General features: G+C 34.1%; 22 protein-coding genes and 1 tRNA gene. 6 read left to right on the top strand and 17 right to left on the bottom strand.

From position 1 onward, the window contains the following. The 11 genes from ISP73_07590 to ISP73_07540 form a co-directional block, all read right to left on the bottom strand. Positions 1-254, bottom strand: a 254-nt coding sequence (locus ISP73_07590) for a carboxymuconolactone decarboxylase family protein (GenBank protein MBL6658442.1), incomplete at its 3' end; no start/stop codon positions are given. Between the two features lie 124 nt (positions 255-378). Continuing rightward, positions 379-828, bottom strand: coding sequence for a hypothetical protein (locus ISP73_07585; GenBank protein MBL6658441.1), 450 nt, complete (start codon positions 826-828; stop codon positions 379-381). A gap of 79 nt (positions 829-907) precedes the next feature. Further along, a tRNA-Val gene (locus ISP73_07580) sits at positions 908-985 on the bottom strand. Between the two features lie 61 nt (positions 986-1046). Next, positions 1047-2255: a bifunctional folylpolyglutamate synthase/dihydrofolate synthase gene (locus tag ISP73_07575; protein MBL6658440.1), complete on the bottom strand. Its 1209-nt coding sequence runs from the start codon at positions 2253-2255 to the stop codon at positions 1047-1049. Further along, the gene (locus ISP73_07570; protein ID MBL6658439.1) at positions 2255-3025 is read right to left on the bottom strand and encodes an energy transducer TonB; all 771 of its coding nucleotides are present in this window, start codon (positions 3023-3025) and stop codon (positions 2255-2257) included. Before ISP73_07570 ends, ISP73_07575 begins: the two co-directional genes overlap by 1 nt. Before the next feature lie 6 nt (positions 3026-3031). Continuing rightward, a complete protein-coding gene (locus ISP73_07565; protein MBL6658438.1) occupies positions 3032-3424 on the bottom strand; it encodes a biopolymer transporter ExbD in 393 nt (130 codons plus the stop codon). Then, the gene (locus tag ISP73_07560; GenBank protein MBL6658437.1) at positions 3421-4134 is read right to left on the bottom strand and encodes a MotA/TolQ/ExbB proton channel family protein; all 714 of its coding nucleotides are present in this window, start codon (positions 4132-4134) and stop codon (positions 3421-3423) included. The genes ISP73_07565 and ISP73_07560 overlap by 4 nt, the downstream gene beginning before the upstream one ends. A gap of 38 nt (positions 4135-4172) precedes the next feature. After that, positions 4173-5561, bottom strand: coding sequence for a sodium:proton antiporter NhaD (gene nhaD / locus ISP73_07555; GenBank protein MBL6658436.1), 1389 nt, complete (start codon positions 5559-5561; stop codon positions 4173-4175). 26 nt (positions 5562-5587) lie between these two features. Next, positions 5588-6679, bottom strand: a complete 1092-nt coding sequence (locus tag ISP73_07550) for a mechanosensitive ion channel family protein (GenBank protein MBL6658435.1) — start codon at positions 6677-6679, stop codon at positions 5588-5590. A gap of 2 nt (positions 6680-6681) precedes the next feature. After that, positions 6682-7908 (bottom strand): amino acid dehydrogenase, encoded by a 1227-nt coding sequence (locus tag ISP73_07545; GenBank protein ID MBL6658434.1) that lies wholly within the window; start codon positions 7906-7908, stop codon positions 6682-6684. A 31-nt stretch (positions 7909-7939) separates the two neighbouring features. Continuing rightward, entirely contained in the window at positions 7940-8980 is a 1041-nt protein-coding gene (locus tag ISP73_07540; GenBank protein MBL6658433.1) for an anhydro-N-acetylmuramic acid kinase, read from the bottom strand. Between the two features lie 54 nt (positions 8981-9034). Here ISP73_07540 and ISP73_07535 point away from each other — a divergent pair, with 54 nt between their 5' ends. Genes ISP73_07535 through ISP73_07525 form a run of 3 tightly spaced genes read left to right on the top strand, consistent with a single transcriptional unit; the run spans position 9035 to position 13772 of the window. Then, positions 9035-10174, top strand: a complete 1140-nt coding sequence (locus ISP73_07535) for an acyl-CoA dehydrogenase (protein MBL6658432.1) — start codon at positions 9035-9037, stop codon at positions 10172-10174. A 38-nt stretch (positions 10175-10212) separates the two neighbouring features. Further along, positions 10213-12723, top strand: coding sequence for an SLBB domain-containing protein (locus ISP73_07530; protein MBL6658431.1), 2511 nt, complete (start codon positions 10213-10215; stop codon positions 12721-12723). Between the two features lie 5 nt (positions 12724-12728). Then, positions 12729-13772, top strand: coding sequence for a hypothetical protein (locus ISP73_07525; protein ID MBL6658430.1), 1044 nt, complete (start codon positions 12729-12731; stop codon positions 13770-13772). Here the strand turns inward: ISP73_07525 and ISP73_07520 are convergent. From ISP73_07520 to ISP73_07510, 3 genes are read right to left on the bottom strand one after another with little or no spacing between them, the layout of a single operon-like run. After that, positions 13764-15014, bottom strand: coding sequence for a UDP-N-acetylmuramoyl-tripeptide--D-alanyl-D-alanine ligase (locus ISP73_07520; GenBank protein MBL6658429.1), 1251 nt, complete (start codon positions 15012-15014; stop codon positions 13764-13766). The genes ISP73_07525 and ISP73_07520 overlap by 9 nt on opposite strands. Positions 15015-15066: 52 nt before the next feature. Further along, positions 15067-16641 carry a gliding motility lipoprotein GldJ gene (gene gldJ, locus ISP73_07515; GenBank protein MBL6658428.1) on the bottom strand — a complete coding sequence of 525 codons (1575 nt, stop codon included), beginning with the start codon at positions 16639-16641 and terminating at the stop codon, positions 15067-15069. Between the two features lie 30 nt (positions 16642-16671). Beyond that, entirely contained in the window at positions 16672-17694 is a 1023-nt protein-coding gene (locus tag ISP73_07510; protein MBL6658427.1) for a PorP/SprF family type IX secretion system membrane protein, read from the bottom strand. 179 nt (positions 17695-17873) lie between these two features. Between ISP73_07510 and porU the strand changes: the two genes are divergently transcribed. The 3 genes from porU to ISP73_07495 are packed head-to-tail and all read left to right on the top strand — an operon-like array spanning position 17874 to position 23324. Further along, positions 17874-21587 (top strand): type IX secretion system sortase PorU, encoded by a 3714-nt coding sequence (porU, locus tag ISP73_07505; GenBank protein ID MBL6658426.1) that lies wholly within the window; start codon positions 17874-17876, stop codon positions 21585-21587. A gap of 58 nt (positions 21588-21645) precedes the next feature. Next, complete coding sequence (gene porV / locus ISP73_07500) at positions 21646-22839, top strand: type IX secretion system outer membrane channel protein PorV (protein MBL6658425.1); 1194 nt, start codon at positions 21646-21648, stop codon at positions 22837-22839. Between the two features lie 5 nt (positions 22840-22844). Continuing rightward, complete coding sequence (locus ISP73_07495; protein MBL6658424.1) at positions 22845-23324, top strand: 2-C-methyl-D-erythritol 2,4-cyclodiphosphate synthase; 480 nt, start codon at positions 22845-22847, stop codon at positions 23322-23324. A 120-nt stretch (positions 23325-23444) separates the two neighbouring features. Here ISP73_07495 and ISP73_07490 read toward each other — a convergent pair whose 3' ends face one another. The 3 genes from ISP73_07490 to ISP73_07480 form a co-directional block, all read right to left on the bottom strand. Then, positions 23445-23720 (bottom strand): PH domain-containing protein, encoded by a 276-nt coding sequence (locus ISP73_07490; protein MBL6658423.1) that lies wholly within the window; start codon positions 23718-23720, stop codon positions 23445-23447. Positions 23721-24070: 350 nt separating this feature from the next. Continuing rightward, complete coding sequence (locus ISP73_07485; protein MBL6658422.1) at positions 24071-24958, bottom strand: hypothetical protein; 888 nt, start codon at positions 24956-24958, stop codon at positions 24071-24073. A 389-nt stretch (positions 24959-25347) separates the two neighbouring features. Next, a partial coding sequence (locus ISP73_07480; GenBank protein MBL6658421.1) for a hypothetical protein occupies positions 25348-25573 on the bottom strand: 226 nt, incomplete at its 5' end.

The raw sequence follows: 25573 nt of genomic DNA, 5'->3' as shown, positions 1-25573 counted from the left end.
GATACGCAATATTCACATTTGATTGCAGCTGAAACTGCAATAGCAGCTAATCTTGCTTCTTTTGGAGCAATTGGGCTTTTTTCAGTAAATAAAGAGTTAAAAACAGTAAAATACTCTGCAGCTTCTTGCGCCATGTATTTTGGATACATTTCATTAAATGGACTTTTTTTTAGTAGCTCGTTGTAACTTTCATCATTGGTTTGAGCGTTTAAAAATAATGATGAGGACAATAATAGTAGTGTTAAATATTTCATAATTGTAAATTTAAATTTTGTGTAATAATAAATAAAAAAAGCGGAACGCTGTCTCAAATAGAGATGGATTCCGCTTTGGTGGAATTAAGCATGTTAATGTCTAACTTTTCTAAGTTAACGTAAACTATTTGATTTTAGAAGACATTCTAACTAAAACTATGATAGGAAGTATGGCTAAAACAGCGTGCATTATCATTGGATAAATTCTCATGCTTTCTGTAATTCCTTCTGGCATGTTTGGATCAAGTTTTACTAGAAAAACAGCTAAAACATTAATTACAAACAATGAAGATAATGTTCTTAACATAAAGGATTTTACTAAAGGCATAGCCTCACTATTTATTTTATAATCAGCAATATTTTTTCTTGCTGGAAATGAGATAATACCTAATACACTAAACAATGCCAATGAAGTTATAGTAAGATAGGGATCATCACTAAAGTTCGGAATAAGTGAGGTCAACGCTAAAATTGAAAATAGAAAGTACCCTAGCATAAAATAAAACCTTTTAAGCTTAATCGTTCCATAAATACTAATGCATGAAATAATGATTGCGACAATTAAAATTTCCATAAAATTTTGTTTGGTTAATAAAAATACAATGTAATAAAAAAAAACGGAACACAATCTCAAAATGAGATGTATTCCGCTTTGGTGGGCAATGAGGGACTCGAACCCCCGACTTCCTCCTTGTAAGGGAGGCACTCTGAACCAACTGAGTTAATCGCCCAAAATGGTTGGCAAATATAATTGATTTTATATCAATCACAAATTTTCATTTCAAAAGTATGTTATAAAATTTCTGCGACAGTAAAAGTGCTGCCCCCTATGAATATCAAATCGGTTTTATTTGCCTTCGATTTAGCAGAAGAAAAGGCATCATTTACAGATGTAAATGCAGTTCCTTTAAGAGAGTGTTTTGAGGCTATTTTTTCGAGTTCATTCTGGTCTAGTGCTCTTGGAATATTTGCTTTGCAAAAATAATAAGTAGCATTTTTAGGTAAAAGAGTTAGAATATCATCAATAGATTTATCACTAACCATACCCAAAACAAAGTGTAACTGTTGGTGAGGGGTTTCTTTAATCTGTTGGATAATCTGCTTAATACTGTCAACATTATGTCCCGTATCGCAAACTACTAGTGGACTGTTGTGGAGTATAGTCCATCTGCCAGTTAAAGATGTGTTTTTTTGAACATTTAAAAAGCCTTCAATAATATTTTTATCTGAAATATTCCAACCTATTTTTGTTAAGGCCTTGATGCTTGTATGAGCTGTTGATATATTTTCACATTGGTATTTTCCAAGTAAATCTGTTTTTAGAGTGCTTGGCTCAGAACTAATCAATGGTGCATTTTTTTCTTGAGCTATTTTAGTGAAAATGGGGAGTGTTTCTTTTTGATTTCTACCAATGACAACTGGAGTGTTTTCTTTGATTATTCCAGCTTTTTCAACAGCTATTTTTTCAATAGTATCTCCAAGTAAATTAGTGTGGTCAAGCCCAATATTTGTAATAATTGATAATTCTGGATTAATGATGTTGGTGCTATCTAATCGCCCTCCTAAACCAGTTTCTATAATTGCTATATCTACTTTTTCCTTTGAGAAATGATAAAATGCCATAGCTACTGTCATTTCAAAAAATGACATACCTATTTCAGCAAACCATTTTTTGTTGGATTTAACAAATTCAATGACTTCAACTTGACTTATCATCCTGCCATTTACTCTGATACGTTCCCTAAAGTCTTTGAGGTGTGGAGAAGTATATAATCCAGTTTTATAGCCTGCTTCTTGATAAACTGAGGCTAACATATGACTGGTTGAGCCTTTTCCGTTTGTGCCAGCTATGTGAACAGATTTAAACGTGTTTTGTGGGTTACCGAGTTTTTGACATGCCAATACAATATTACCAATATCGGCTTTATAAGCCACACTTCCGGTGCGTTGATACATTGGCAATTGTCGAAAAAGCCAATCGATACATTTTTGATAAGTCATTAGTTCAACTTAAAGTTGTATATGATAGTGCCTATTTGAATTTCAGGGGCAGAGCTATTAGCTTCAAAAGTAGTTTTTAGTGCCGCTTCTTTAGCTTTACTATACAGATAAGAGTTTGTGGTTGTAGAGCCTTTTGCACCAGCTGTTGCATTGATGACTTTGCCGTTTCTATTTACTCTAATCGTAACAACTACTTTTCCTTGCTGTTGGGAATCATTATTTGGTTTTATGATTTTCTCAATAGTTCTGCCACCAAGTTTATAGGCTACACCATTTGTACCTATACCGCCACCAACATATGCATTAGATTTTGGGTCGCCGTCTTCACTGCCTTGGTCGCCATTGCCTTCACTTATGCCTTGACTAGTGCTGTTGTTCTGCTTTTTGCCAGGGTATAGGGCTTTAGTATTTACTACGGGTTCAGGTTTTTTTTCCTCAACTTCTTTTACCTTTTCGAGCTTTTTCTTTTCTTTTCTTTTCTCTTTTACTACTACAGGAGTTTCTTCAATTTCTTGAGTGCTTATTTCTTCAACTACAGGATTATTTTCTACCACTTCTTGTGGAGTAATTTCTTCTTCTTCAATGATTTGTTCTGGCTGTTCAGCACCACTCCCAAAATCATCATACCCAAAGTTAATCGTTATTCCTTCTTCGGGTGGTGGCGGGATGCGGTAAGTTAGTCCGAGAAAAACAAAGCAAATCAAAAGGAATAAATGAAATATCACTGTTCCAATTATTGCTTTTCTTTTATTGCTTTTTGCACTGGACATTTACATTTATTTGGGGTTTGTAGCTAATACGACTTTGTACTTATTTCTGTATGCGATGTCCATTACCTTTACAGCAAACTCTATGTCTACCGTTTTATCGGCATGAAGAACTATCGCAGGCTCTACCTCATTAGATAGAAGTTGAATAAGTTGATTTTCTAAGTCTTCGAACGGAACGTTTTTGTCTTCTATATAATATTCTATTTCAGGTGTTATTGATACAGAAACCGTTTGTTTTTCAAGGGTTCTTGCTTTGCTATTGGGTAAGAGCAGCTTCAAAGCATTCGGACTTACTAGGGTTGAGGTAAGCATAAAAAAGATAAGCAATAAGAATACAATATCAGTCATGGATGACATGCTGAAATTCGCACTTACCTTATTTTTACTTCTTAAACTCATTTGTTATTATGTATTAAATCCATAAAATCAGTTGTAGTAGTTTCTAGTAGAAAAACAACCTTTTCAACTTTAGTAACTAAAACATTGTATGCGATGTATGCAATAATACCGACTACTAAACCGGCTACTGTTGTAACCATAGCAGTATAGATTCCTTTTGATAGCATTTCGATATCAATATTTCCTCCAGCACTTGCCATTTCATGAAAGGCAACAATCATTCCAATAACAGTTCCTAAGAACCCAATCATTGGAGCAGCACCAGCAATAGTTGCAAGGTTTGCTAAATTATTTTCGAGCACATAAACTTCCAATTTCCCCTGATTTTCAATAGCTGCAGAAATATCGGTCATGGGCTTATCCATACGGTCAATTCCTTTTTCCAACATTCTAGAAATAGATGTGTCAGTATTTTTGCAAAGGGTTTTTGCTGCTTTTACATCATTATCTTGAATGTAATTTTTGATGCTATTTAAAAAGCTAGCATCTTTTCGGCTTGCCTTCTTTAAGGTTGAATATCGTTCAATAAATAAATAAACAGATATTATTGATAATACACCTAGAGTAATCATTATAATGTTTCCACCAGTACCACCACTTGTTATTAATTCCAGTATTGAAAGTGTTTTTTCTTCCACAATTTCTCCCTCAATAGATGTTTGTGACAGCGTGTCTCCAATGGTATTGATTTGTAAAAGCAATGATTTCATATTTTTCTGTTTTTGTAAAAACGACTTTGTTTAAACACTTATTGCATAAGTATATAGGTAGCTGCTCCGGCAAGATAACCGATTAATGCCAAGAAGCTAATTTTCTTAATGTACCAAATGAAGTCAATTTTGAGAATACCCATAACGGCAACACCAGCAGCAGAACCTATAATAAGAACGCTACCACCAGTTCCAGCACAGTAGGCTAAGAACTCCCAAAATGTACCATCAACGGCAAATACACCAGTTCCAATTTCATACATGCCCATCGCTCCAGCTACAAGCGGGACGTTATCCACTATGGCAGAAAGAAGACCTATAATTATATTAATAACATAGATATCACCATTAAAGGTATTGTCTAGTACAACTGCCATATCGTTTAAATGACCCATACTTTGTAAAGCTGCAACAGCTAATAAAATTCCTAAAAAGAAAAATATAGTAGGAACATCTACTTTCTTCAGAACGCCAATCACTGTTAGATCAGATTTTGCTTCGTGATTTTTGCTTCTATGTAGTAATTCAGTAGTTAGCCACATGACTCCTAAACTCAATAAAATACCAATGTAAGGTGGCAAGTGGGTAATGGTCTTAAAGATAGGTACAAATAATAATCCAGCACCACCTAAAAAGAATATAAATTTTCTTTCAAATGATGTTGTTGGATTGGTAACATGCTCTACAACTTCTGCATTGGATGGCCTAGTAATATCACCTTTTAATTTAAACGTTAAATATATCAGAGGAACAAGCATACAAACTATTGATGGAATAATTACAGAAGTAATAATATTGGCTGCAGTAACCTGACCTCCAATCCATAACATAATAGTAGTAACATCACCAATAGGTGACCATGCACCACCGGCATTGGCTGAAATGATAATCATACCTGCATATAGCCACAAGTCTTTTTTATCTTTTATAAGTTTGGTTAGTAGTGCCGACATTACAATAGCTGTTGTTAAGTTGTCCAATGTCGCGGAAAAGAAGAAAGATAATATACTTAGAATCCACATTAACTTTACCTTGTTAGTAGTTTTGATGCGATCAGTGATAACTGCAAATCCTTGATGAGCATCCACTAGCTCCACAATAGTCATCGCGCCAAGTAGAAAGAATAAGATTTGACCTATTTCAGCAATATTGTGAGAAAGCTCATATAGTACAAAATTCCGTTTGACATAATTTATGTTTTCAGCGATGTAATCACTAGTATAGCCTAAGTCTTTTGTTTGAAAGTAGTTTAAGAAATTAGTGAAGGTGTCGGAGGTGATATCAATTTCAAATAAACCAAGTGCAAAAATTGCCCAACAAAGGGAGCCAGCGATTAGTGCCGAAGCAGATTTGTCAATTTTAAGAGGGTGTTCAAAAGCTATTAGGACGTATCCTATTACAAAAACAACTAACATGGAAAGGTAAATCATTTTATACTAATTTGTTGATTAATTTATTTTTGCAAATATACTGTTGTAGATGGAAAAGCAAACTCACAATCGTTATTCTTTACGATTTCCATAATTTTAAAGTTAATGTCCTCTTTTACATCTATAAAATCATCCCATTTTGTAGAGCTTACATAGTATAAAACCATGATGTCTAATGAGCTTGCTCCAAACTCTTGAAATTTGACTCTACCTTCTTGGTCAGTTCTGGGGTGTTCGTTAACTAGTGTTTCAATTTCATTAACAACCTTTTTCATTTGGTCAATAGAAGTATCGTAGGTTAAACCAATATAAAACCGAGCTCGTCTAACTTTTCTTTTGCCTAGGTTATCCAATTCGACAGAAATCATATTTTTATTGGGAACGGTAACAATACTTTTGTCAAAAGTGAGAATGCGAGTAGAACGGAAACCTACTTTTTCCACAGTACCTGTAATATTTCCAGTAGAAACCAAATCGCCGACCACGAAAGGTTTATCAAAAAATATGGTGAATGAACCTAACAGATTCTCTAAACTTTCTTTTGAGGCCATAGCAATAGCGATACCCCCTATGCCTACACCCGCAGCTAATGCTGTAACATCAATATCAAATACCCTGCCTAAAAGCACAAAGAATAGAATAATATAAACGGCTATTTTACCAATTTCTATTACGAATGGCACTAATTGATCGTCCATTTTACTCTCAGTATTTTCTGCTTTATTTTTGAAGACTATTCCAAAATAGTCAACTAATCGTAGTCCTATTCTTAGAAATGAAAAGAGGACAACTATTGAAAATCCTTTATGAATGAGCTTTTCTAAATTGAAATTTTCATTGCCGAAAGTCAGTTCCGCTGGAAAACTGATATTTAACGCTCCCAAATAGATAAAGAGAAGAAATAAGGCAAAAGAGATTGGTCTTATTAATAAGTCGTTAAACTTCTCTAGATTAATTGATGCATCTCTATTTAGTAATCGGAAAAGAACATGGCTTAAGTATTTAGATATGAGTTTTTTGAATATTAATCCAAATAAAATAAATCCTAGGAACCACGCATAGCTTTCTATGGAATTACTTAAAAAATGATACTGTGAAAGGTCGTTAAGTGTCATGTTTAGATGAGTTGGTTAAGTGCAATCTCAAAAGATGTTTTGGAAATATTTTTTCGTGTTGAATTTATCTCATGAGATTTTTTTAGTGCGTTCATTATGGTGTTTGATGTATCTTCAAATATAGCTGTGTCTGTCATATCAACATCAGCCTTCATTAAATATGCAAATACTCTTGCCATACCGCAATTTGCAATAAAATCGGGAATCACGCTTAGACGTTCGTCAGTAAATTCACTTATGCTTCCAAAAAATATTTCTTTATCTGCAAAAGGAACGTTAGCTCCACATGAAATTATCTCTAGTCCTCCTTCAATCATTCGTTCTACTTGATTTTGGGTGACTAATCTTGAAGCAGCTGCAGGAATGAATACCTCTGCACCAATATCCCAAATTTTTGAGTTAATCTCATCAAACGACTCCATCTTATTAGAAGATAATTTATTGCCGTTTTTGTTGAGAAATAATTGACGAACTTCTTCGAAAGTAAATCCATCTTCATTGATTAGTCCACCTTCTTGGTCAATAATACCAACGATTTTGCCACCAGATTGTGCTTGGTAAAATGCAGCCGCTGAGCCTACATTTCCCCACCCCTGTATTATGATTCTTTTATTGTTTACACTTTCATTGTGTAATTTGTAAAAGTGTTCAACAGCTTCAGAAACACCATAACCAGTGATCATATCTGCTACGGTATAGTTGTTCTCTGCCTTTGGGGTTAAGGAGGTATTTTTAATGGGTAATAAAACCCCTCTTTGAAGTTGTGAGATTATTTTGCTTTTTTCTTCTGGACTTGGGCTAAAATGGCCATTAAAAACGCCTTCTTGCGGGTGTTCTACTCCTAACTCTTTAGTGATTGGAATAACTTCATGAATTTCATCAACGTTTAAATCGCCTCCAGTACCATAATAGTTTTTTAATATTGGCGTAATAGCAGCATACCATCGTTTTAATACCCCTTCTTTTCTAGGGTCTTTCGGATCAAAATTTATACCGGATTTAGCACCGCCTATCGCTGGGCCAGCCACAGTAAATTTCACTTCCATGGTTTTGGCTAAAGATACCACCTCATATTTGTTAAGGCCTTTTCTCATTCGAGTACCACCGCCTGCGGCACCTCCGCGAAGAGAATTAATGACTACCCAGCCATGAGCTTCTGTCTGGCTATCACTCCACTCAAATACAATTTCAGGATTTTTGTTTTCGTATTGGTCTAATAATTTTTTCATTGAAAGTAAATTTCAGCAAAAGTAATTATTATTAACTAAAATATTTGCCAGTAGTTGAATTCCTTTCAGCCCCAGTAACCGATGCTAAGCAATTAATCTTATTTTCTTTGTGTAAAACGCCTAAAAGGCCAAAAATCATAGCCTCTTTGTATTCAATTAATTTCTTCTCGCCTAAAATAAATTTAGAAGAGGAATGTGACTGTATTTTTTCCATTAAATAAGAATTAAAAGCACCACCGCCAGTTACTAGGCAATTGCCTTTGTTAATGCATTTTCCAATCTGCAAAGCGACATGTTCAACTAGTGTACAAAGCTTATTTTCTATAGAGTCTTTATAAGCATCAACGGTCTTAATGAAATATTGTTCTAACCATTCTTTGCCTAATGATTTTGGGGGCAATTGATAATAGTACTCCAAAGTGTTTAATTCTTCTAAAAGTCGATAATTGATGATGCCATTTTTAGCAATGCCGCCATCCTTGTCAAATGCGTAGCTAAGTTTATTTGCATAGTAGTTTAAAGCAATATTTACAGGGCAAATGTCATAAGCCTTACGCTCTCCATTTTCAGAATATGAGAAATTACTAAATCCGCCTAAATTGAGACAATAGTCGTAATCTTTAAACAAAATTTCATCGCCAACAGGAACGAGGGGTGCACCCTGACCACCTAGCTCTACATCTAGACTTCTAAAATCGCATATCACAGGAATATCTGTTAAATTTCGGATAACTTCTCCATTACCTATCTGAAGTGTGATTCCTTTTTCTGGCTCGTGAAGTACGGTATGTCCGTGAGAACAAATTAAATCAACTTCAAGCGAATTATCATTAACAAAAAGAGCAATTAAATTTGATAAATATGTGGCGTATTTAATGTCAATTTTGTCAATGTAATCTCTTGGCTTGAGATGCAATTCTTTAAGTTCTTTTAACCAATTCTCATCATATGAAAAAGTTTGGCAAACACCCAGTTCATATTGCCATTTTTCATCAAAATTAAAGTTGACGTATGCCAAGTCAACACCATCTAATGAGGTGCCCGACATTAATCCTATTACCCTGTATTTCATATTAGTTAAAAAGACTATTTTTGAAGTCAAATTTAAACTAACTCACTCACATATATGAACTTTTCGCTTACTGAAGAACATAAAATGATTCGCGATGCGGCAAGAGACTTTGCTCAGACAGAACTTTTACCAGGTGTTATTGAAAGAGATGAACATCAGACCTTTCCTGAAGAACAGATTAAAAAGCTTGGAGAATTGGGATTCATGGGTATGATGGTAGATCCAAAATATGGAGGGGCAGGAATGGATACTATTTCGTACGTTCTAGCAATGGAAGAGCTTTCAAAGGTTGATGCTTCGGCTTCTGTAGTAGTATCTGTGAATAATTCATTGGTATGTTGGGGGCTTGAAAAGTACGGTACTGAAGAGCAAAAGCAAAAATACCTTGTGCCTTTAGCAAAAGGTGAAATTATTGGTGCCTTTTGTTTGTCGGAACCAGAAGCTGGTAGTGATGCCACCTCTCAACAAACTACTGCTGTTGATATGGGTGACCATTATTTATTGAATGGCACAAAAAACTGGATTACAAATGGAAATTCGGCATCAGTTTACTTAGTCATTGCACAAACTGATCCTGAAAAAGGGCATAGAGGAATTAACGCCTTGATTGTAGAAAAAGGAATGCCTGGTTTTGAGGTAGGATTAAAAGAAAATAAACTAGGAATTAGAGGTTCAGACACTCACTCTTTACTCTTTACTGACGTTAAAGTGCCAAAAGAGTACAGGATAGGAGAGGATGGTTTTGGATTTAAATTTGCAATGTCCACCCTATCTGGTGGACGTATAGGTATAGCTTCACAAGCTTTAGGCATTGCTTCAGGAGCCTATGAGCTTTCGTTAGAATATTCTAAGCAGCGTAAAGCTTTTGGTAAAGCCATTAACGAACATCAAGCTATTGCATTTAAATTAGCGGATATGGCAACTGAAATTGAAGCAGCACGTTTGTTATGTTTGAAATCAGCGTGGCTGAAAGATAATGGTAAAAGTTTTGATAAAGAAAGTGCTATGGCTAAAGTCTTTGCTTCTGAAGTCGCTATGAAAACAACAACTGAAGCCGTTCAAGTGCATGGTGGTTATGGTTTTGTTAAAGAATACCATGTTGAAAGGTTAATGAGAGACGCTAAAATCACTCAAATTTATGAAGGGACTTCCGAAATTCAACGTATCGTTATTTCGAGGTCAATTCTTAAATAAATGAATTGTTATATATTTAGAGAAAATTAAGTTTCATTATGAAGAAAATAATTGTCATTCTATTGTGTTTAACTGGCTTACTTAGCTTTGGTCAGTCTATTGAGCAAATGCAAAAGTATATGAAGTTTGCACCCTCAAATATGGGCGCTTCAGACGTAAAGCCGTCAGATATTCCAAGTGAAGAAGTATTAAGGCAAATGGGTTTAAGTGAAGAAGAAATCGAGGAAGCAATGAATTACAAATTTCAGAGAGGGCAATACAATCCTAACTTTATAGACTCATCGTCATCAGAAATAAACCAAGTACAGTCTAGAAATTTTTATGAGTCGATGAATAATGATACATTATTTCCATATAACGACTCTATACAATATCCAATAGCTAAGATTTACGGTCAAAATTTCTTCAGAAATAATTCAGTAAATTTTTTCACCAGATCATATGATAATCAAGCACCAGAGAATTATTTACTTGCAGAAGGGGATGAAATTACTATCTCGATTTGGGGCTTGTCAGAACATAACGAAGTCGTTAAAGTAAATGAAAAAGGATATATTTCTACCAAACACGCTGGACGTATCTATGTTGGATCTAAAACTTTGGAATCTGTAAAATCTCTTGTGAAAGACAGAATGAGTTCATTTTTTGATTTAAGAAGATCACAATTTGATTTAACTTTAAATTATTCCAGAGTAATAAGTGTAAATATCGTTGGTGAAGTTTTTAATCCCGGTTCATATTCTATTCCAGCATTAAATACAGCTTTCAATGCGTTAATTGCTGCTGGAGGACCTAATCAAATAGGTTCAGTAAGAAATATTTATCTAATGCGTGATGGCAAAACTGTAGACTCTTTGGACGTTTACAAGTTTTTATTTGATGCTGACTATTCGCAAGACCTCTTTATGCAAAACAATGACTATCTGTATGTACCATCAGCCCAAAACGTTGTTGAATTAATGGGAGAAGTGAATAAACCCTACACCTATGAAGTTAAAGAAGGGGATAAATTAATTGACCTCATAAAATATGCTGGAGGCTTTACTAAGTTAGCTTACAAAAACGGAATTGCTGTTAATAGAATTGATGGTAACTCAATCAAAACGATTACTGTCGATGAAGTAGGCTCAAATAATTTGTCATTAAAAAATGGTGACGAAATAATGGTAAATAGTATTCAGGGAATACCGTCTGATTTTGTCTACATTCATTCATCAACTGGAGTAAGTGGTGAATACCAGTTTTCTAGTGGAGAAAAAATATACGACATGCTTTTAAAATCAAATTCTCTTTCTGATGATTTGTTTTTAGAGTCAGCATATTTAGTAAGGACTTCATCTGATGATTATTCTAAAGAGTATTTGATACTTGATATGTCTGGAATAGTTGAAAATCCAAATTCAAATTCAAATATTGCTGTTGAAGAATATGATGAAATATTCTTCCTTTCTAAAAGAGATTACATAGATGAATTTGAAGTGTCAATTACTGGTGGAGTGAGATTGCCAAATACATTTTCCTTTGGAGAAGGACTAAATTTATCAGACTTAATACTTATGTCTGGAGGTTTAGTACAAGAGTCAGCGGGTGCTAAAATTGACATTTCAAGGATTGCTGATTATGATGCAGAGACTAATATTTTAAAAGCTAAAAGAACACTTGTTCGTTCATTTAAAATTTCAAGCGATGGTACTATCGATGAAGAGGCTGCAAATTTTAAGTTAGAACCATATGACCAAGTAGCGGTTAGGATTAACCCTGAATATGAGCCAGTAAGAACAGTTGTTATAACTGGAGAGGTGATGTACCCAGGAGTTTATTCTTTGAAATCAAAAGATGAAACTATTGTTGATTTAATCCTTAGAGCAGGAGGCATAAAAAATACAGGTGATGCAGACGCCGTTAAAATGTACCGAATGATGGAAATTGAAGAAAAGCCTGATAATGAAATTGATTTTTATGATAATGATGAAGAAATTGTTAATGGCTTCTTTTCAGAAGGTGAGTTTGTTCAGATAGTTCCAGTAAATGAAGATGATGATAAGCCAGTAAACAAAATTGACAAGAAATATATGAGTAAATACACGCCAGTTCATATTAACCTTGACAAGGGAATGAAGTACAGAAAATCAAAATACAATATAGTTTTACATGATTTGGATAGCATTAACATTCCTCAAACACAAGATTTAATTTCTATTACTGGTGCACTTTCAAATTTTGAAGAAACATCTATTTCTGTTCCATTTATGGAAAGAAGGGCAAACTTTTACATCAATAATTTTGCTGGTGGCTTTTCTAAACATAACATAAAATCGAATACATTAGTTATTTCACCTTCAGGGTCAGTAAAAAAAGCAAAAGACTTTGGGTTATTTGTTTTATACCCAAGAGTAGAAAAAGGGTCTGTGATTAAAGTTACTGAAGATGTGAAAATTAAAAGACAAAAACCAGAGCCAGTTGATTGGACAAGAATTCTAGAGGGTACAATTACCAAGATATCAGCAATAACATCTTTATATATTCTATATTTATCTAGACAACAATAAATTCAATGGAAGAAAAGATTGACGAAATACGATTAAAAGACGTTATTCTAAAAGTGCTTTACTTTAAGGATGTAATGAAAATAAACATAGTAATTATTCTAGCTTTTTCTTTACTCTTTGGTATTCTTGGTGTAACATATTCTATTTTTAAAGCCGTTTCGTATGACGCAGACCTTACCTTTGTTGTTGATGATAATCAGGATTCTCCCACTGGTCTGGGTGCTGTTTCAGGATTAGCAAGTCAGTTTGGTTTTAACATTGGCGGCTCATCCAATGGAACTTTTAGTCAAGTTAATATTCAAGAGTTATTAATTTCCAAAAGAGTTGTTCATCAAGCGATTTTACAAAATGTAACAATTGATGATAAGGATGATTTATTAATCAATCATTTCTTAGAAATTAATGATTACAGAAAAACATGGATTGATGATATGTTAGAGTTTAAATTTCCTGCAAACACTTCTGACTTTTCATTTAAGCATGATAGTATTATGGTAATTGTATATTCTGATTTGACTAAAAATTATATTTCAACCCATTTAGAGGAGGAAAGCAGTATTTTTAAAATAACTTGTTCTTCAAAAAATGAGCAGTTTGCCAAGCTATTGGTAGAGTCTCTCGTTAAAAAACTAGAAGAATATTATACTAAATTTCAGACTGCAAAATCCGAAAGCACATTATCTATGCTTTCATTTAGAGCGGATTCAGTTCTTGTTGAGTTAAGAGATGCTGAATATAGATATGCTTCACATAAAGACTCTAATTTTGGCGTTCAAAGAGCAAAGGGTTTACTAGATGAGATACGATTAAAACGTGATGTTGAGATTTTAAACATTATGTATGGTGAAATAGTCAAAAACTTAGAACTTTCTAAATTTACCTTGATGAATAATAAGCCATTATTGAATATTATTGATACACCTAACCTTCCACTAGTACAAAATAAACTTTCGAAAGTAAAAGCCTTTATTCTTTTTTCAATTTTAGGTGGTTTCATAATTTGTCTGTACCTGATATTCAGACAAATAGTTAGAGATGAGTTACAGTAAGTCTTTGATTTCTTCTAGTTTTACACCCCTTGAACCTTTAAGCAAAACAAAATAATCTTTGTAATAGTGTTGTTGAAGCCATTTTTTAGCCTCATCCACATCCTCAAAATGTGGGAAAGAATGCGAGCATTTTCCAAATTCTGCGCCAATAAGTATAGCTTCTGATTGAGTGTTCTTTAAATCATCAATTATTTTCTGATGTTCAAGTATAGAAGCGTCACCAAGTTCCAGCATATCCCCTAATATAAATAGCTTATTATCGCTATTAATGGAATAGAAAGATTGTATTGCCTTAATCATGCTAGTTGGATTAGCATTATAATAATCTATAATTAACGAATTTCCTTTTGTTGTTTTCTCTAACTGTGACCGATTGTTATTGGGAGTATAATTCTCAATAGCAGTTTTAATATCTTCCAAAGAAACACCAAAGTAATTACCAATAGAGATTGCAGCCTGTATATTCGTACAATTGTAACTACCTATTAATTTAGAGGTAATAACTTTATTAGAGTGTAAAACTGAGGCAAATGGACTGCCATCTTTATTTTCTTGAACAAAGTATTCAACTTTTTTGATGCCTTTTGAAATTTCCTGAAGTAACTTATCATCTCTATTAATAAAGATAGTGCCTGATTGTGTTTTTATGAAGTCGTAAAGTTCTTTTTTAGTTTTGGTAACTCCTTCCACACTTCCAAAGCCTTCGAGGTGAGCCTTGCCAATATTAGTAATAATACCATAGTTGACATTAGCAATTTCGGAAAGTGCTTTGATTTCGTTTTGGTGATTAGCACCCATCTCAACTATTAAAAACTCTGTATCTAAATCAGCACTTAAAATAGTTAATGGTACGCCTATGTGATTATTTAAATTTCCTTTAGTACAAACGATGTTAAATTTCTTTTCTAATACAGCATTAATAATCTCTTTAGTGGTTGTTTTTCCATTTGTTCCTGTAATTCCCAATACAGGACAATTAAGTTTATTTCGGTGAAAATTAGCTAAACTCTGCAAACAATTCAATACATCTTCAACAAGTATATAATTGGAGTCTAAGACGAATTCCTCTTCATCTACTATTGCAATTCTGGCGCCTTTATCAAGAGCTTCTTTTGCAAACTTGTTGCCATTAAAATTAGCTCCTTTTAGCGCGAAAAACATAGAGTTAGGAATTATTTTTCTAGTATCAGTTGAAATACCTGATGACGCTAAAAATAAATTATGCAGTTGGTCTAATTCCATATTATAAAAAAACCCCAATAAAACATTGGGGTTTAATTAAGCTTTAAATTAATTATTTTCTATCGTAGTAGCCGTTGGCTTTGTTCCAATCAACAGGCTTACGTTGGTTTTCTTTAAGATTACTTGTTGGAGGTCCTAGTCTATCCATAGCACATCTAAACCCAATGTAGCTAGTAGATTGCTTTTGATCTAAAAATCGTCTTGTTCCTGGAATCATCCAATACGCTCTGTCTTTATAAGAACCCCCTTTATATACTCTTGTTTGGTCAGAAATTAGTGAAGTTTTGTTTAACTCATACACTTGGTTAGTGGTGTTATCACCATAATCTTGTAACCAATCTTGAGCAGGAGAATTTACTTTTGAATCATAGTCTCCATCTAAATAATTGATATTATCAGATTTACTATAGTTTCTTCTATTAATATTCTCTTCAATGGTTTCAGCTCTCTTGATGATGTTTCCTAAACTATCCTTTTCAACGATAAACCTATCTTCGTCTCTTTCCCATGTTTCGAAAACATTACCTCTGTAAGGGTTCATGTCAGTAGAATTAGGGTCAACTAATGGACGGTATATGTCCATTACCCATTCTGATACATTCCCAGCCATGTTGTAAAGTCCGTATTCATTAGGCCAGTAGCTAATTACAGGGGCAGTTTTGTCAGCATTATCATTTAGTTTCCCAGATGTACCCATATTGTCACCTCTTCCTCTTTTGAAGTTAGCTACAATTTCTCCTTTATTTCTTTTTGATGGATTTCTTACTCCATCACCATTCCAAGGGTAAATTTTTCTTTCACCAACATTTTCATCTTCAGTATTTCCAACTAAAGCAAGAGCAGCAAACTCCCATTCTGCTTCAGTAGGCAAACGGAAGCTAGGTAATAAAACACCATCAGATTCTTGAATACCTCTTACAGCATTTTTATCTCTACCGGCTTTTTTATCGTAAAAGTGAACGCCAAGTTTCAGATTTGGCAATTGTCTTCTAATTCTTCCTTCGTATTGTCCCATGATATAAGCGTCAGTTTTGAAAACATTTTCATCAACTTGCTCTGGATCTTCCCATAAATAACCATTGTCGATTAAGATTCTTTCATTAACTCTGTCAGTTCTCCAAGCACAGTAGTCCATTGCTTGTTCCCAATTAACACCAACAACAGGGTATTGATTGAATGCTGGGTGACGTAAGTAGCTTCGTACATATGGTTCGTTGTAAGATAATTTATCTCTCCAAACGTTAGTGTCAGGAAGTGCTTTCCAATACACTTCAGGGTAAGAGCCATTATCGTAGTTTGAGCCATAAACTCTTTCTATCCAAAATAAATATTCTAAATAGTCAACATTTCTAACCTCAGTCTCATCCATGTAGAATGAAGAAACAGTAACTGTCTTTGGAACATTATTCCAATCGTATTGAACATCTTGTTCGACACGTCCCATAGTGAAAGAACCACCTTCAACAAATACCATTCCAGATGGCGTGATTTGTTCAGTATAATTTGAAGACACTTCAAACCCACCGTGTTTTGGGTCGTTATAGTTCCAGCCAGTAGTTTTGGATTTTTCTTTACTACACCCAAAGAATACTGCTAGAGAAAGAATAAGTAAAAATTGATTTTTCATAATTTAAATGGTTTTCTGAAACTTTATTAACTAAAAATTAGGACAATTTATTGTTTCAAACGATTTGCCTTTGAATCGGCAAGGTAGTTTGTATGCAAACGATAATTCGTGTGCGCCCTGAGTATTACTATTGTTAAGATCTGAGATAGTAACATCGTAGCTATATCCAAATTTCCACGTGCTTTGTTCTATTCCTAGTAGGATGATAAATGCATCGAAATTTTCAGCACTTTGTCTTAGCCAAAGACCTCCAACGATTGGACCTTTTAGGACATACATACCGTAATTAAGTTGCATGAAATCTTGCTGTTTTTGAAATAGAATATTTGGTGATATTAAAGCTGCATTTTTTGGCCTAGCACCAGAAGTTGTTCTATATGTTCCAAATCTATTCAAAGGGAATGACGCACCAATATTACCAGTAATCTTCATAGGTAAACGACTTTCACCAATAAACCCTTGGTCTGGACGAGTGATGTGGTGAGCAGCAAAGCCGAAGTAATAGTCGAATTGGTTATTAGCATTACCAAATCCCATAAATCCAGCTGCAAAGTCTGTAAAGCCTTTGTTGCTTGCGTAATTAACGATGTCTTCATTAGTTGGATAGATGAAACCTTGTACAGGATCAATCATATCGCCAAAGGTTAAACTGCCCCAGTCAATTCCTAATTGTCGGTAGGCCGCTTCAAAACCAGCATTAATATTTAATTTCTTATTTATCTGAAGTCTGTAAGCATAGCTAGCACTTATATGAGTAGTATTTAAGTTGCCTGCACCAGCATAATCTTTAGCAATTGCAAAACCTAAACCACCACCAAGTTTTTGAACATACTGGTCGTATGATGCACTGTATGTAACATATGTTTTGCCAATACCAGGCCACTGATTTCTGTGGTTTAGACTTAATCTAGGGCATATGTTTGTTCCTGCCATTGCAGGGTTAAGGTAGAGTGGGTTTGCAAAGAATTGACTGAAAGCAGGGTCTTGAGCCTTAGCATCATTATATATGCCAGCTAACAGGGAAAAACTTAACAGAAATATTATTTTCTTCATTCGACTATGTAAATAGTTACTAGCTAACAAAAATATAAAAATATTCTTACCAACTTTCATCTAATACAAGATTAAATAATAATAAGTTATAAAAATACGTTTGATGGATAAATTAATTTGAACGATATGTGTGAGATGTTTTTCAATTTAGTAGTAAATTTGAACTTCACTATGGCAATATGAGACTAATATATTTTTTTGTCTTAATTCTTTTTTCTACAACCCTTTTAGGTCAAGGTTCTAATTACCTTTTTCTAGATTGGAATGTGGTAGATGATGTGCCTGTAGTTAATAATTCAGATTCTTATTTTTTGGAGTTTGACCAATCGTTTGAGAGTAACTCAACAGACTTTAAAATTGAAGTTAAAGAAGCTGTCTTTGTTGACTGTAATGAGTTAGAGATTGATTTCATAAAGGATATGAGTTTGTCGTCAAATGTGACTTTAACTCATAGTTTTGGTCTAGAACAAAAAAAACTAAGAGTTAAAGGCTCAATATTTCCGTTTGTATTAAGAGGGGAGAAGTATCAAAAAATGGTTTTTTGTGAGCTTTCCGTAACATTCAACACTTTAGCGCAAACGAGGAATTCACTTGCTTCTGCAGAAAATTCGGTTCTTTCTTCTGGAGATTGGTTTAAAATCTCCGTTACTGAAAATGGAATTTATCGGTTGACTTATCAAAACCTAGTTGACTTGGGTATAGATGTAGAATCGATTAATCCAGCCAATATAAGATTATATGGTAGACCTGGAGGAATGCTGCCGGTTTTAAATTCTGAACCACGAATTGACGACCTTGAAGAATTGTCAATACAAGTGTTTGGGCAAAATGATGGCTCTTTTGATGAAAACGATTTTGTTATTTTCTATGGTCAGTCTCCAAATCAATGGCAAGAAAATTCAGGAAAATTTAGCCGTGAAATACATTTGTTTGACGATAAAACTTACTACTTCCTCACAACTGATTTAGGAGTTGGTAAACGCATATCAAATCAAAATTCAGAATCTGGCTTTGATACTGTAATTACCACTTTTGATGATTATCAAATTCATGAAAATGATGAAGTTAACTTTGTTAAATCGGGTAAAACATGGTACGGTGATGTTTTTGATATTGTAAATGACAGAACGTTCAATTTTAATTTTCCAAATAGAATAGGAGTATCAAAGTTAAAATTAGTTTTAGCCGCTAGAGCTAGCTCTCCTTTTAATTCTACTTTTACAATTAGCTCACCTGGAATGACTGAAGAGGTAGTAAGTATTTCTGGTGTATATGGGAGCTACAACTATGCAAATACTAAAACCATTGAAAAAGAAGTAAGTCCTAACTCTGATAATATTCAAGTTCAGCTAAATTTTTCTTCTACCTCTAGTTCAGGAAAAGGATGGATTGACTACATAGAATTAAATACGGAGAGGGAACTAAAAATGAGTGGTAGTCAAATGTCATTCAGGTCTTTAGCTTCAGTAAACCCTCAGAATACAAGTCAATTTGAATTAAGCAATGCTAACTCTTCTTTAACCGTTTGGGACGTTAGCAATCCATTGACCCCTAAAAACCAAAGCCTTTCATTAGTAGGTTCAAAAGCAACTTTTTCTGTAGTAACTGATATATTAAAAGAGTTCATTGCGTTTACAGGTGGTTATAAAAATGTTGAGCTAAATGGTAGAGTTGCTAATCAAAATTTACACGCCATAAGAGATATTGATTACCTTATAGTTACACATCCAAACTTTTGGGTTGAAGCTAATAGGCTAGCCGATTTTCACACTTCCAAAGGTTTGTCAGTAGCAGTCGTTACTCCACAACAAATTTATAATGAGTTTTCTTCAGGAAGCCAAGACGTATCAGCAATCCGTGATTTTGCCCGTATGTTGTACAACAATGATAATCCTTTAAGATACATGTTGTTATTTGGGGACGCTTCCTATGATCCAAAAAACAGAGTAAATGAGAATACTAACTTCATAGTGTCTTATCAGTCCTCAAACTCAACCAATGCACTCTATTCATATGTAAGCGACGATTATTTTGCTCTTTTAGATGAAAGTGAAACTATTTTAAATGATAACCCTCAATTATCCTTTTTGGATATTGGTGTGGGTAGATTTCCTGTTCAAACACTTGAAGAAGCAAGAATTTCTGTAGATAAAGTCATTAACTACAATGTTGAAGAGTCTTTTGGAGATTGGCGAATGAGATTATGTTTCGTTGGAGATGACAACGATGAGGTTGAGACAGTACACACAGCACAAGCGGAGCAATTAGCAGATTATGTTGCTGCTGAGCATCCTAATATGAATGTTGACAAAATTTATTTGGATGCCTATGAGCAAGAAACTTCCACAGGAGGGCAACGGTGTCCAACAGCCAACACTGCCATTTCAAACGCCGTTAATCAAGGTATGTTTTTGGTAAACTACACAGGTCATGGTGGTGAGTTGGGGTGGGCTCATGAGCGTATTCTAGGAATTGAAGATATCAACTCCTGGAATAATGAACATAATTTGCCATTATTCATGACGGCTACTTGTGAGTTTGGAAGATACGATGATCCAGAGCGAGTATCCGCGGCAGAACACATTTTCCTAAAAGAAAAGGCTGGTGCTATTGCTTTATTGACGACTTCTAGAGTAGTATTTACAGATAATAATTTGGATTTAAATGAAGCTTTTCTTGAAAATTTATTTCCTAATAATAATGAATCTGACTTCCCAAGACTTGGCGATGTTCTAATGAGAACCAAAAATAATGTCAACGATATTGAAGACTCAAATCATAGAAACTTTACCTTACTAGGAGATCCCGCTCTAACACTTGCTTATCCAGTCTATGATGTCGTATTAACAGAAGTAATAGATAGCGCAAAAGCTTTAGGGAAGGTAACAGTTACAGGTGAAATACAACATAATGGTGAAAAATTGGATAGTTTTGAAGGTTTTGTTTTTCCAACAGTATTTGATAAACGAACAGATTTTCAAACTTTAGGACAAGACGAATCACCAGTTTTAGTTTTCGATTTACAAAAGAATAAATTGTTCAATGGTAAATCAACGGTTAGCCAAGGTGCATTTTCATTCACATTTATTGTCCCTAAGGATATTAATTATGATTTTGGAAATGGAAAAATCAGCTTGTATGCTAAAGGAACTGTCGATGAAGAAAAACTTGATGCATCTGGATACAGTAATGATATAATAATTGGAGGGACTGCTGAAGGTTTTTCTATTGATAATTTAGGTCCAGAAATAAATCTATTCATCAATGACACTAATTTTGTGAGGGGTGGAGTCACAAATGCTAATCCTAATCTTTACGCTTTGCTTTATGATGAAAATGGTATTAATACTGTTGGAAATGGTATAGGACATGACATGACAGCTATCCTAAATCAGCAATCGTCTAATCCAATCGTATTAAATGATTTTTATGAATATGACATTGACAGCTATCAAAGTGGAGTCATAGAATACCCTTTTTCAAATCTAGAAGAAGGAACACATACATTGACAGTTAAAGTGTGGGATGTATTTAATAACTCATCCGAAAGCACCACAGAGTTTAGGGTTAGTTCAGCAGACAATTTGAGTATTCAAAACTTAATCAATTATCCCAATCCAGTAGTTGACTTTACTTCATTTTACTTTGAACACAATCAATCCGATTTAGATATGAAGGTAAATCTAGTGATAATGGATATCAGCGGAAAGGTTATAAAAATTATTGAAGACAATATTAAGCCTGTTGGCTTTAGATACGGTCCTATAAACTGGGACGGAAAATCTAGAGAGGGAGATAAGTTAAAAAGCGGTATGTATATTTACAATATTGTCGCAACAGCAAGCGATGGAGAAGTTTCTACAAAGTCTGGACGACTCATACTAATCGACTAATATCACCGTTATTAAACTTTATATTTTATATTTGTAACCAACTTTTTATTCATATTCAATGAATCAACTTAAGATTTTTATAGCCATACTTCCTTTAGTGTTCTGCAACAACTTCTCATTCGCACAAAACGATGTAAATGTTGATAATAAGTTTAGACTAAACACTATTACAACTGCAGTACCATTCTTGATAATCAGTCCTGACGCAAAAGCTGGTGGTATGGGTGATGTTGGTGTGGCTTCTAATCCAGACGCAATGTCAATGCATTGGAATCCTGCTAAATACGCTTTTGTAAAAGACGATTTAGGATTTTCGGTATGCTATACGCCCTGGCTTAAAGCACTAGTTCCTGATATTAATTTATCATACTTAACAGCTTATAAAAGATTGAATAAAAATGAAGTGCTGGGATTCTCTTTGAGGTATTTTAGTCTAGGAGAAATAAATTTTACAGATAATAATAATAACCCGCTTGGTTCCTTTAACCCAAATGAGTTTTCTATAGACGGAGCATATTCATTAAAGCTATCAACTAACTTTTCAACTGGTGTTGCGCTTCGTTACGTATACTCTAACTTAACCGGTGGTCAGCAAGTGGGCACTTTAGCCACCAAAGCAGCTCATACAGTTGCAGGCGATTTTTCTGGCTACTACACTAAGCAAATTCGTTTGGCAAGTAAAGATATGATATGGTCAACGGGTATTAATATCTCTAATATTGGAGGTAAAGTATCCTACACTGAAACCATTGATAAAGACTTTATACCAACTAACTTAAGAATAGGATCTGCATTAAGTACAGCCATTGATGAGTTTAATGAAGTATCTTTTGAATTCGATATAAACAAATTACTAGTTCCAACGCCACCTATTTACAATGAAGATAGCGAGATAATCAGCGGACTTGATCCTGATGTATCTGTTATAAGCGGAATCATTCAGTCTTTTTACGATGCCCCTGCAGATGACAAAGAAATAAGAGAGCTTATTTATTCAATGGGTGCAGAATATTGGTACGACAAGCAGTTTGCAATTCGCTCTGGATTCTTTTACGAGCATCCTTCAAAAGGTGACCGTCAGTTTTTTACCCTTGGTGCTGGTGTTCGATATAATGTGTTTGGACTAGATTTCTCATATTTAATACCTTTACAAAGTAGAGATGAGGTTAATGCAGTTAACCCGCTTTCTAACACATTACGATTTGCCTTAACATTTGACTTTAGTGCACTTGATACTGAAGTAGATAATTAGAAGATTTGAATATACGAATAGGATACGGATACGATGTTCACCAATTAAAAGAAGGTGAAGACCTAATTGTTGGAGGTATTCATATTCCTCATTATAAGGGTTCTTTTGGTCATTCAGATGCCGATGTACTTATTCACACTATTTGCGATGCTATATTGGGAGCAGCCAATATGAGAGATATAGGTTTTCACTTCCCAGATACGTCGGCCGATTACAAAGGGATAGACAGTAAACTTTTACTTCGCGATGTGATGGATTTAATTCGAAACAAAGGATACGAAATTATCAATATTGACTCTACCGTCTGTTTAGAAAAACCCAAAGTTAACCCTCATATTCCTCAAATGAAAACGGTCCTTTCTAAATGTATGAATATTGATGAAAATCAGTTGTCTATAAAAGCTACGACCTCAGAGAAAATGGGATTTGTAGGACAAGAAATGGGCGTGTCAGCTCATGCCGTAGCGTTAATAAAGCTGGCTTAAAAGGCATTCAAGGAAAAATAGTGTTCATTACATGAAATCAATTTTAAATAGGAGATAGCTCATTCGAAATATCGAACATTGGTTTTATTCCAAGAGATTTTGTGTTGACAATTTATTTGGTTAAGAAACTTGTCTACAAAGATTATTTATAATCTCAGGATTTATTTTCTGTAAATCTTCAACAAATTTAATTCTGTGTTTTGGAGAAATAATAAGTTCATCAAACTTACCATATGTAATTTCGATTCGATCAAATGAGGCAGCAGGTGAAGAAATGATACTTGATGATTTAGAAACTTTTTTCATTTCTCTAATATTTACAGCTTTATATTTAAAAAACCCGCATTTTATGTGAAGTTTTTCTTTCTCAATCTTGTAGGTGGTATTGAAAAACATATGTAAAATTAATCCGTATAAAATGATCAGAGCTAAAGTCGTGAATAACATATTACTATTAAAACCATAGATAATATAGTTAGGAATTAATGGTCCAAAAAAAACTAAAAATAAAACAATTAATAATGTATATGAGACTTTAGAATAATAGATCATCTGATAATATTAGATGTAAATAAAAAAAAACGGTCACGCTACATGATATCATAACCGTTTTATTGTTTTAGTAGATAACTCTATTGAAATATCGAACATAAGTTTTACACCAAGAGATTTTTTAGAAACAATTTTAATAACAAAGACCATATCAAAAGACAAGAATTTACATCCATTAGTGTGACCTTTATTCTTTATCTCAATCCATTAATATCATATCTGGATACAAAATTCCAAACCAATTCAGATGCGTCCTGACCTTGATAAGTGGCGCTAAACCAAACATGATCCCCTCCTATGAATTTATAATGCTCAACAGAAACAGAGCTGTCTCCTTGGTCATAGACATAATGTTCAATTGACATTCCTCCACTATTGTCATTACTTACAGTTGGAGTTATAATAGTATTGTTAAAATTAATCCAATAGTCTAACGTGCTTTGTACAGAGCTCCAATCACTACTCCCATTATAAGGAAGAACACCATCAGAGGTTCCGTGAAGATGTACTACCGGCATAGGATGACTGGTAGATCCTGTACATTCTAACATTACTCCGGAAACGGATGCTACCGAAGCAATTAAATCACTTTTATAATTCGCAAGTCCATATGCCATCATACCACCATTAGAGTATCCTGCAGCGTAAATTCTCTCCATATCTACATTATACTGAGATGAGATCTCAGTTATCATGGATTCAACAAATCCAAAATCATCAGCATCACTTTTATTGTCTCCTCCTAATGGACAAGCGTTCCAATGAGATAAACCATCCAAACAACTACCTTGAGGATAGATTAAAATAAAAGTGTCAGCTTCTGCCAATGAGCGCATATCTGCTTCTTGCATATAATTACTTGCACTACCACCAAACCCATGAAAATTAAGCATTAGTGGAACAGAAGATGTTCCATCATATGAATTAGGTATGTATAAAACATATTCTCTATTGACACCATCGTGAACTATGGACTGTGCATTATTATTTGAGTAACATTCCTCTGGATTTTTATTATCATCTTCTTTACAACTACTAAGGATCATTAGTAAGATAGTAAATAGTAAAATTGATTTTTTCATCGGATTCTATTTTGTATTTTCTTTAAAACGACTACTTCTTTTTCTTATTGTGAATAAATATAAAAACGGCTACACTTTATAAAAGTATAACCGTTTTATTGTTTTAGTAGCGGGAACTGGATTCATTGCTTCACGTTGTTTCGCAATGGGCCAAAGAGGAGAACAGCCCAACGAAACCCTGCGGTACAAACACCGCTCTATTTTTTCATTTGTTCTCAAGACGATGCAAGCATCACTTGACCCCAAAATAAAAACTCCTTGATTTCTCAAGGAGTTTCTTAGTAGATAACTCATTGGAAATATCGAACATTAGTCTAACATCAAGAGATTTAATTGATACTCATCACATAATGAACCTTATTATGAAAAGTTGCAGAACAGTTGACTGTTTAAAAACCAAAACCCAACTTAAATCCTCCATAAACGCCCAATAAATATTCGGTTTCATCTGGTTGCGGTAGATAAAATGGTATGTATCCGTTATGTGACAGTTGAACAACAAGTGCTGGTCCAAAATCAATACTAAAGTATAATTTTTTTGAACCTAAATAGTTAGTACCAATAGGTAAATAATTTACAATCCTGCTTCCACCAGAACCTTGAATATTAAATGAT

The organism is Flavobacteriales bacterium (assembly GCA_016779935.1).
GTDB lineage: Bacteria > Bacteroidota > Bacteroidia > Flavobacteriales > UBA7312.
The sequence above is the reverse complement of the archived record's forward strand: the minus strand, read 5'-3'. Positions and strand labels throughout refer to the sequence as shown.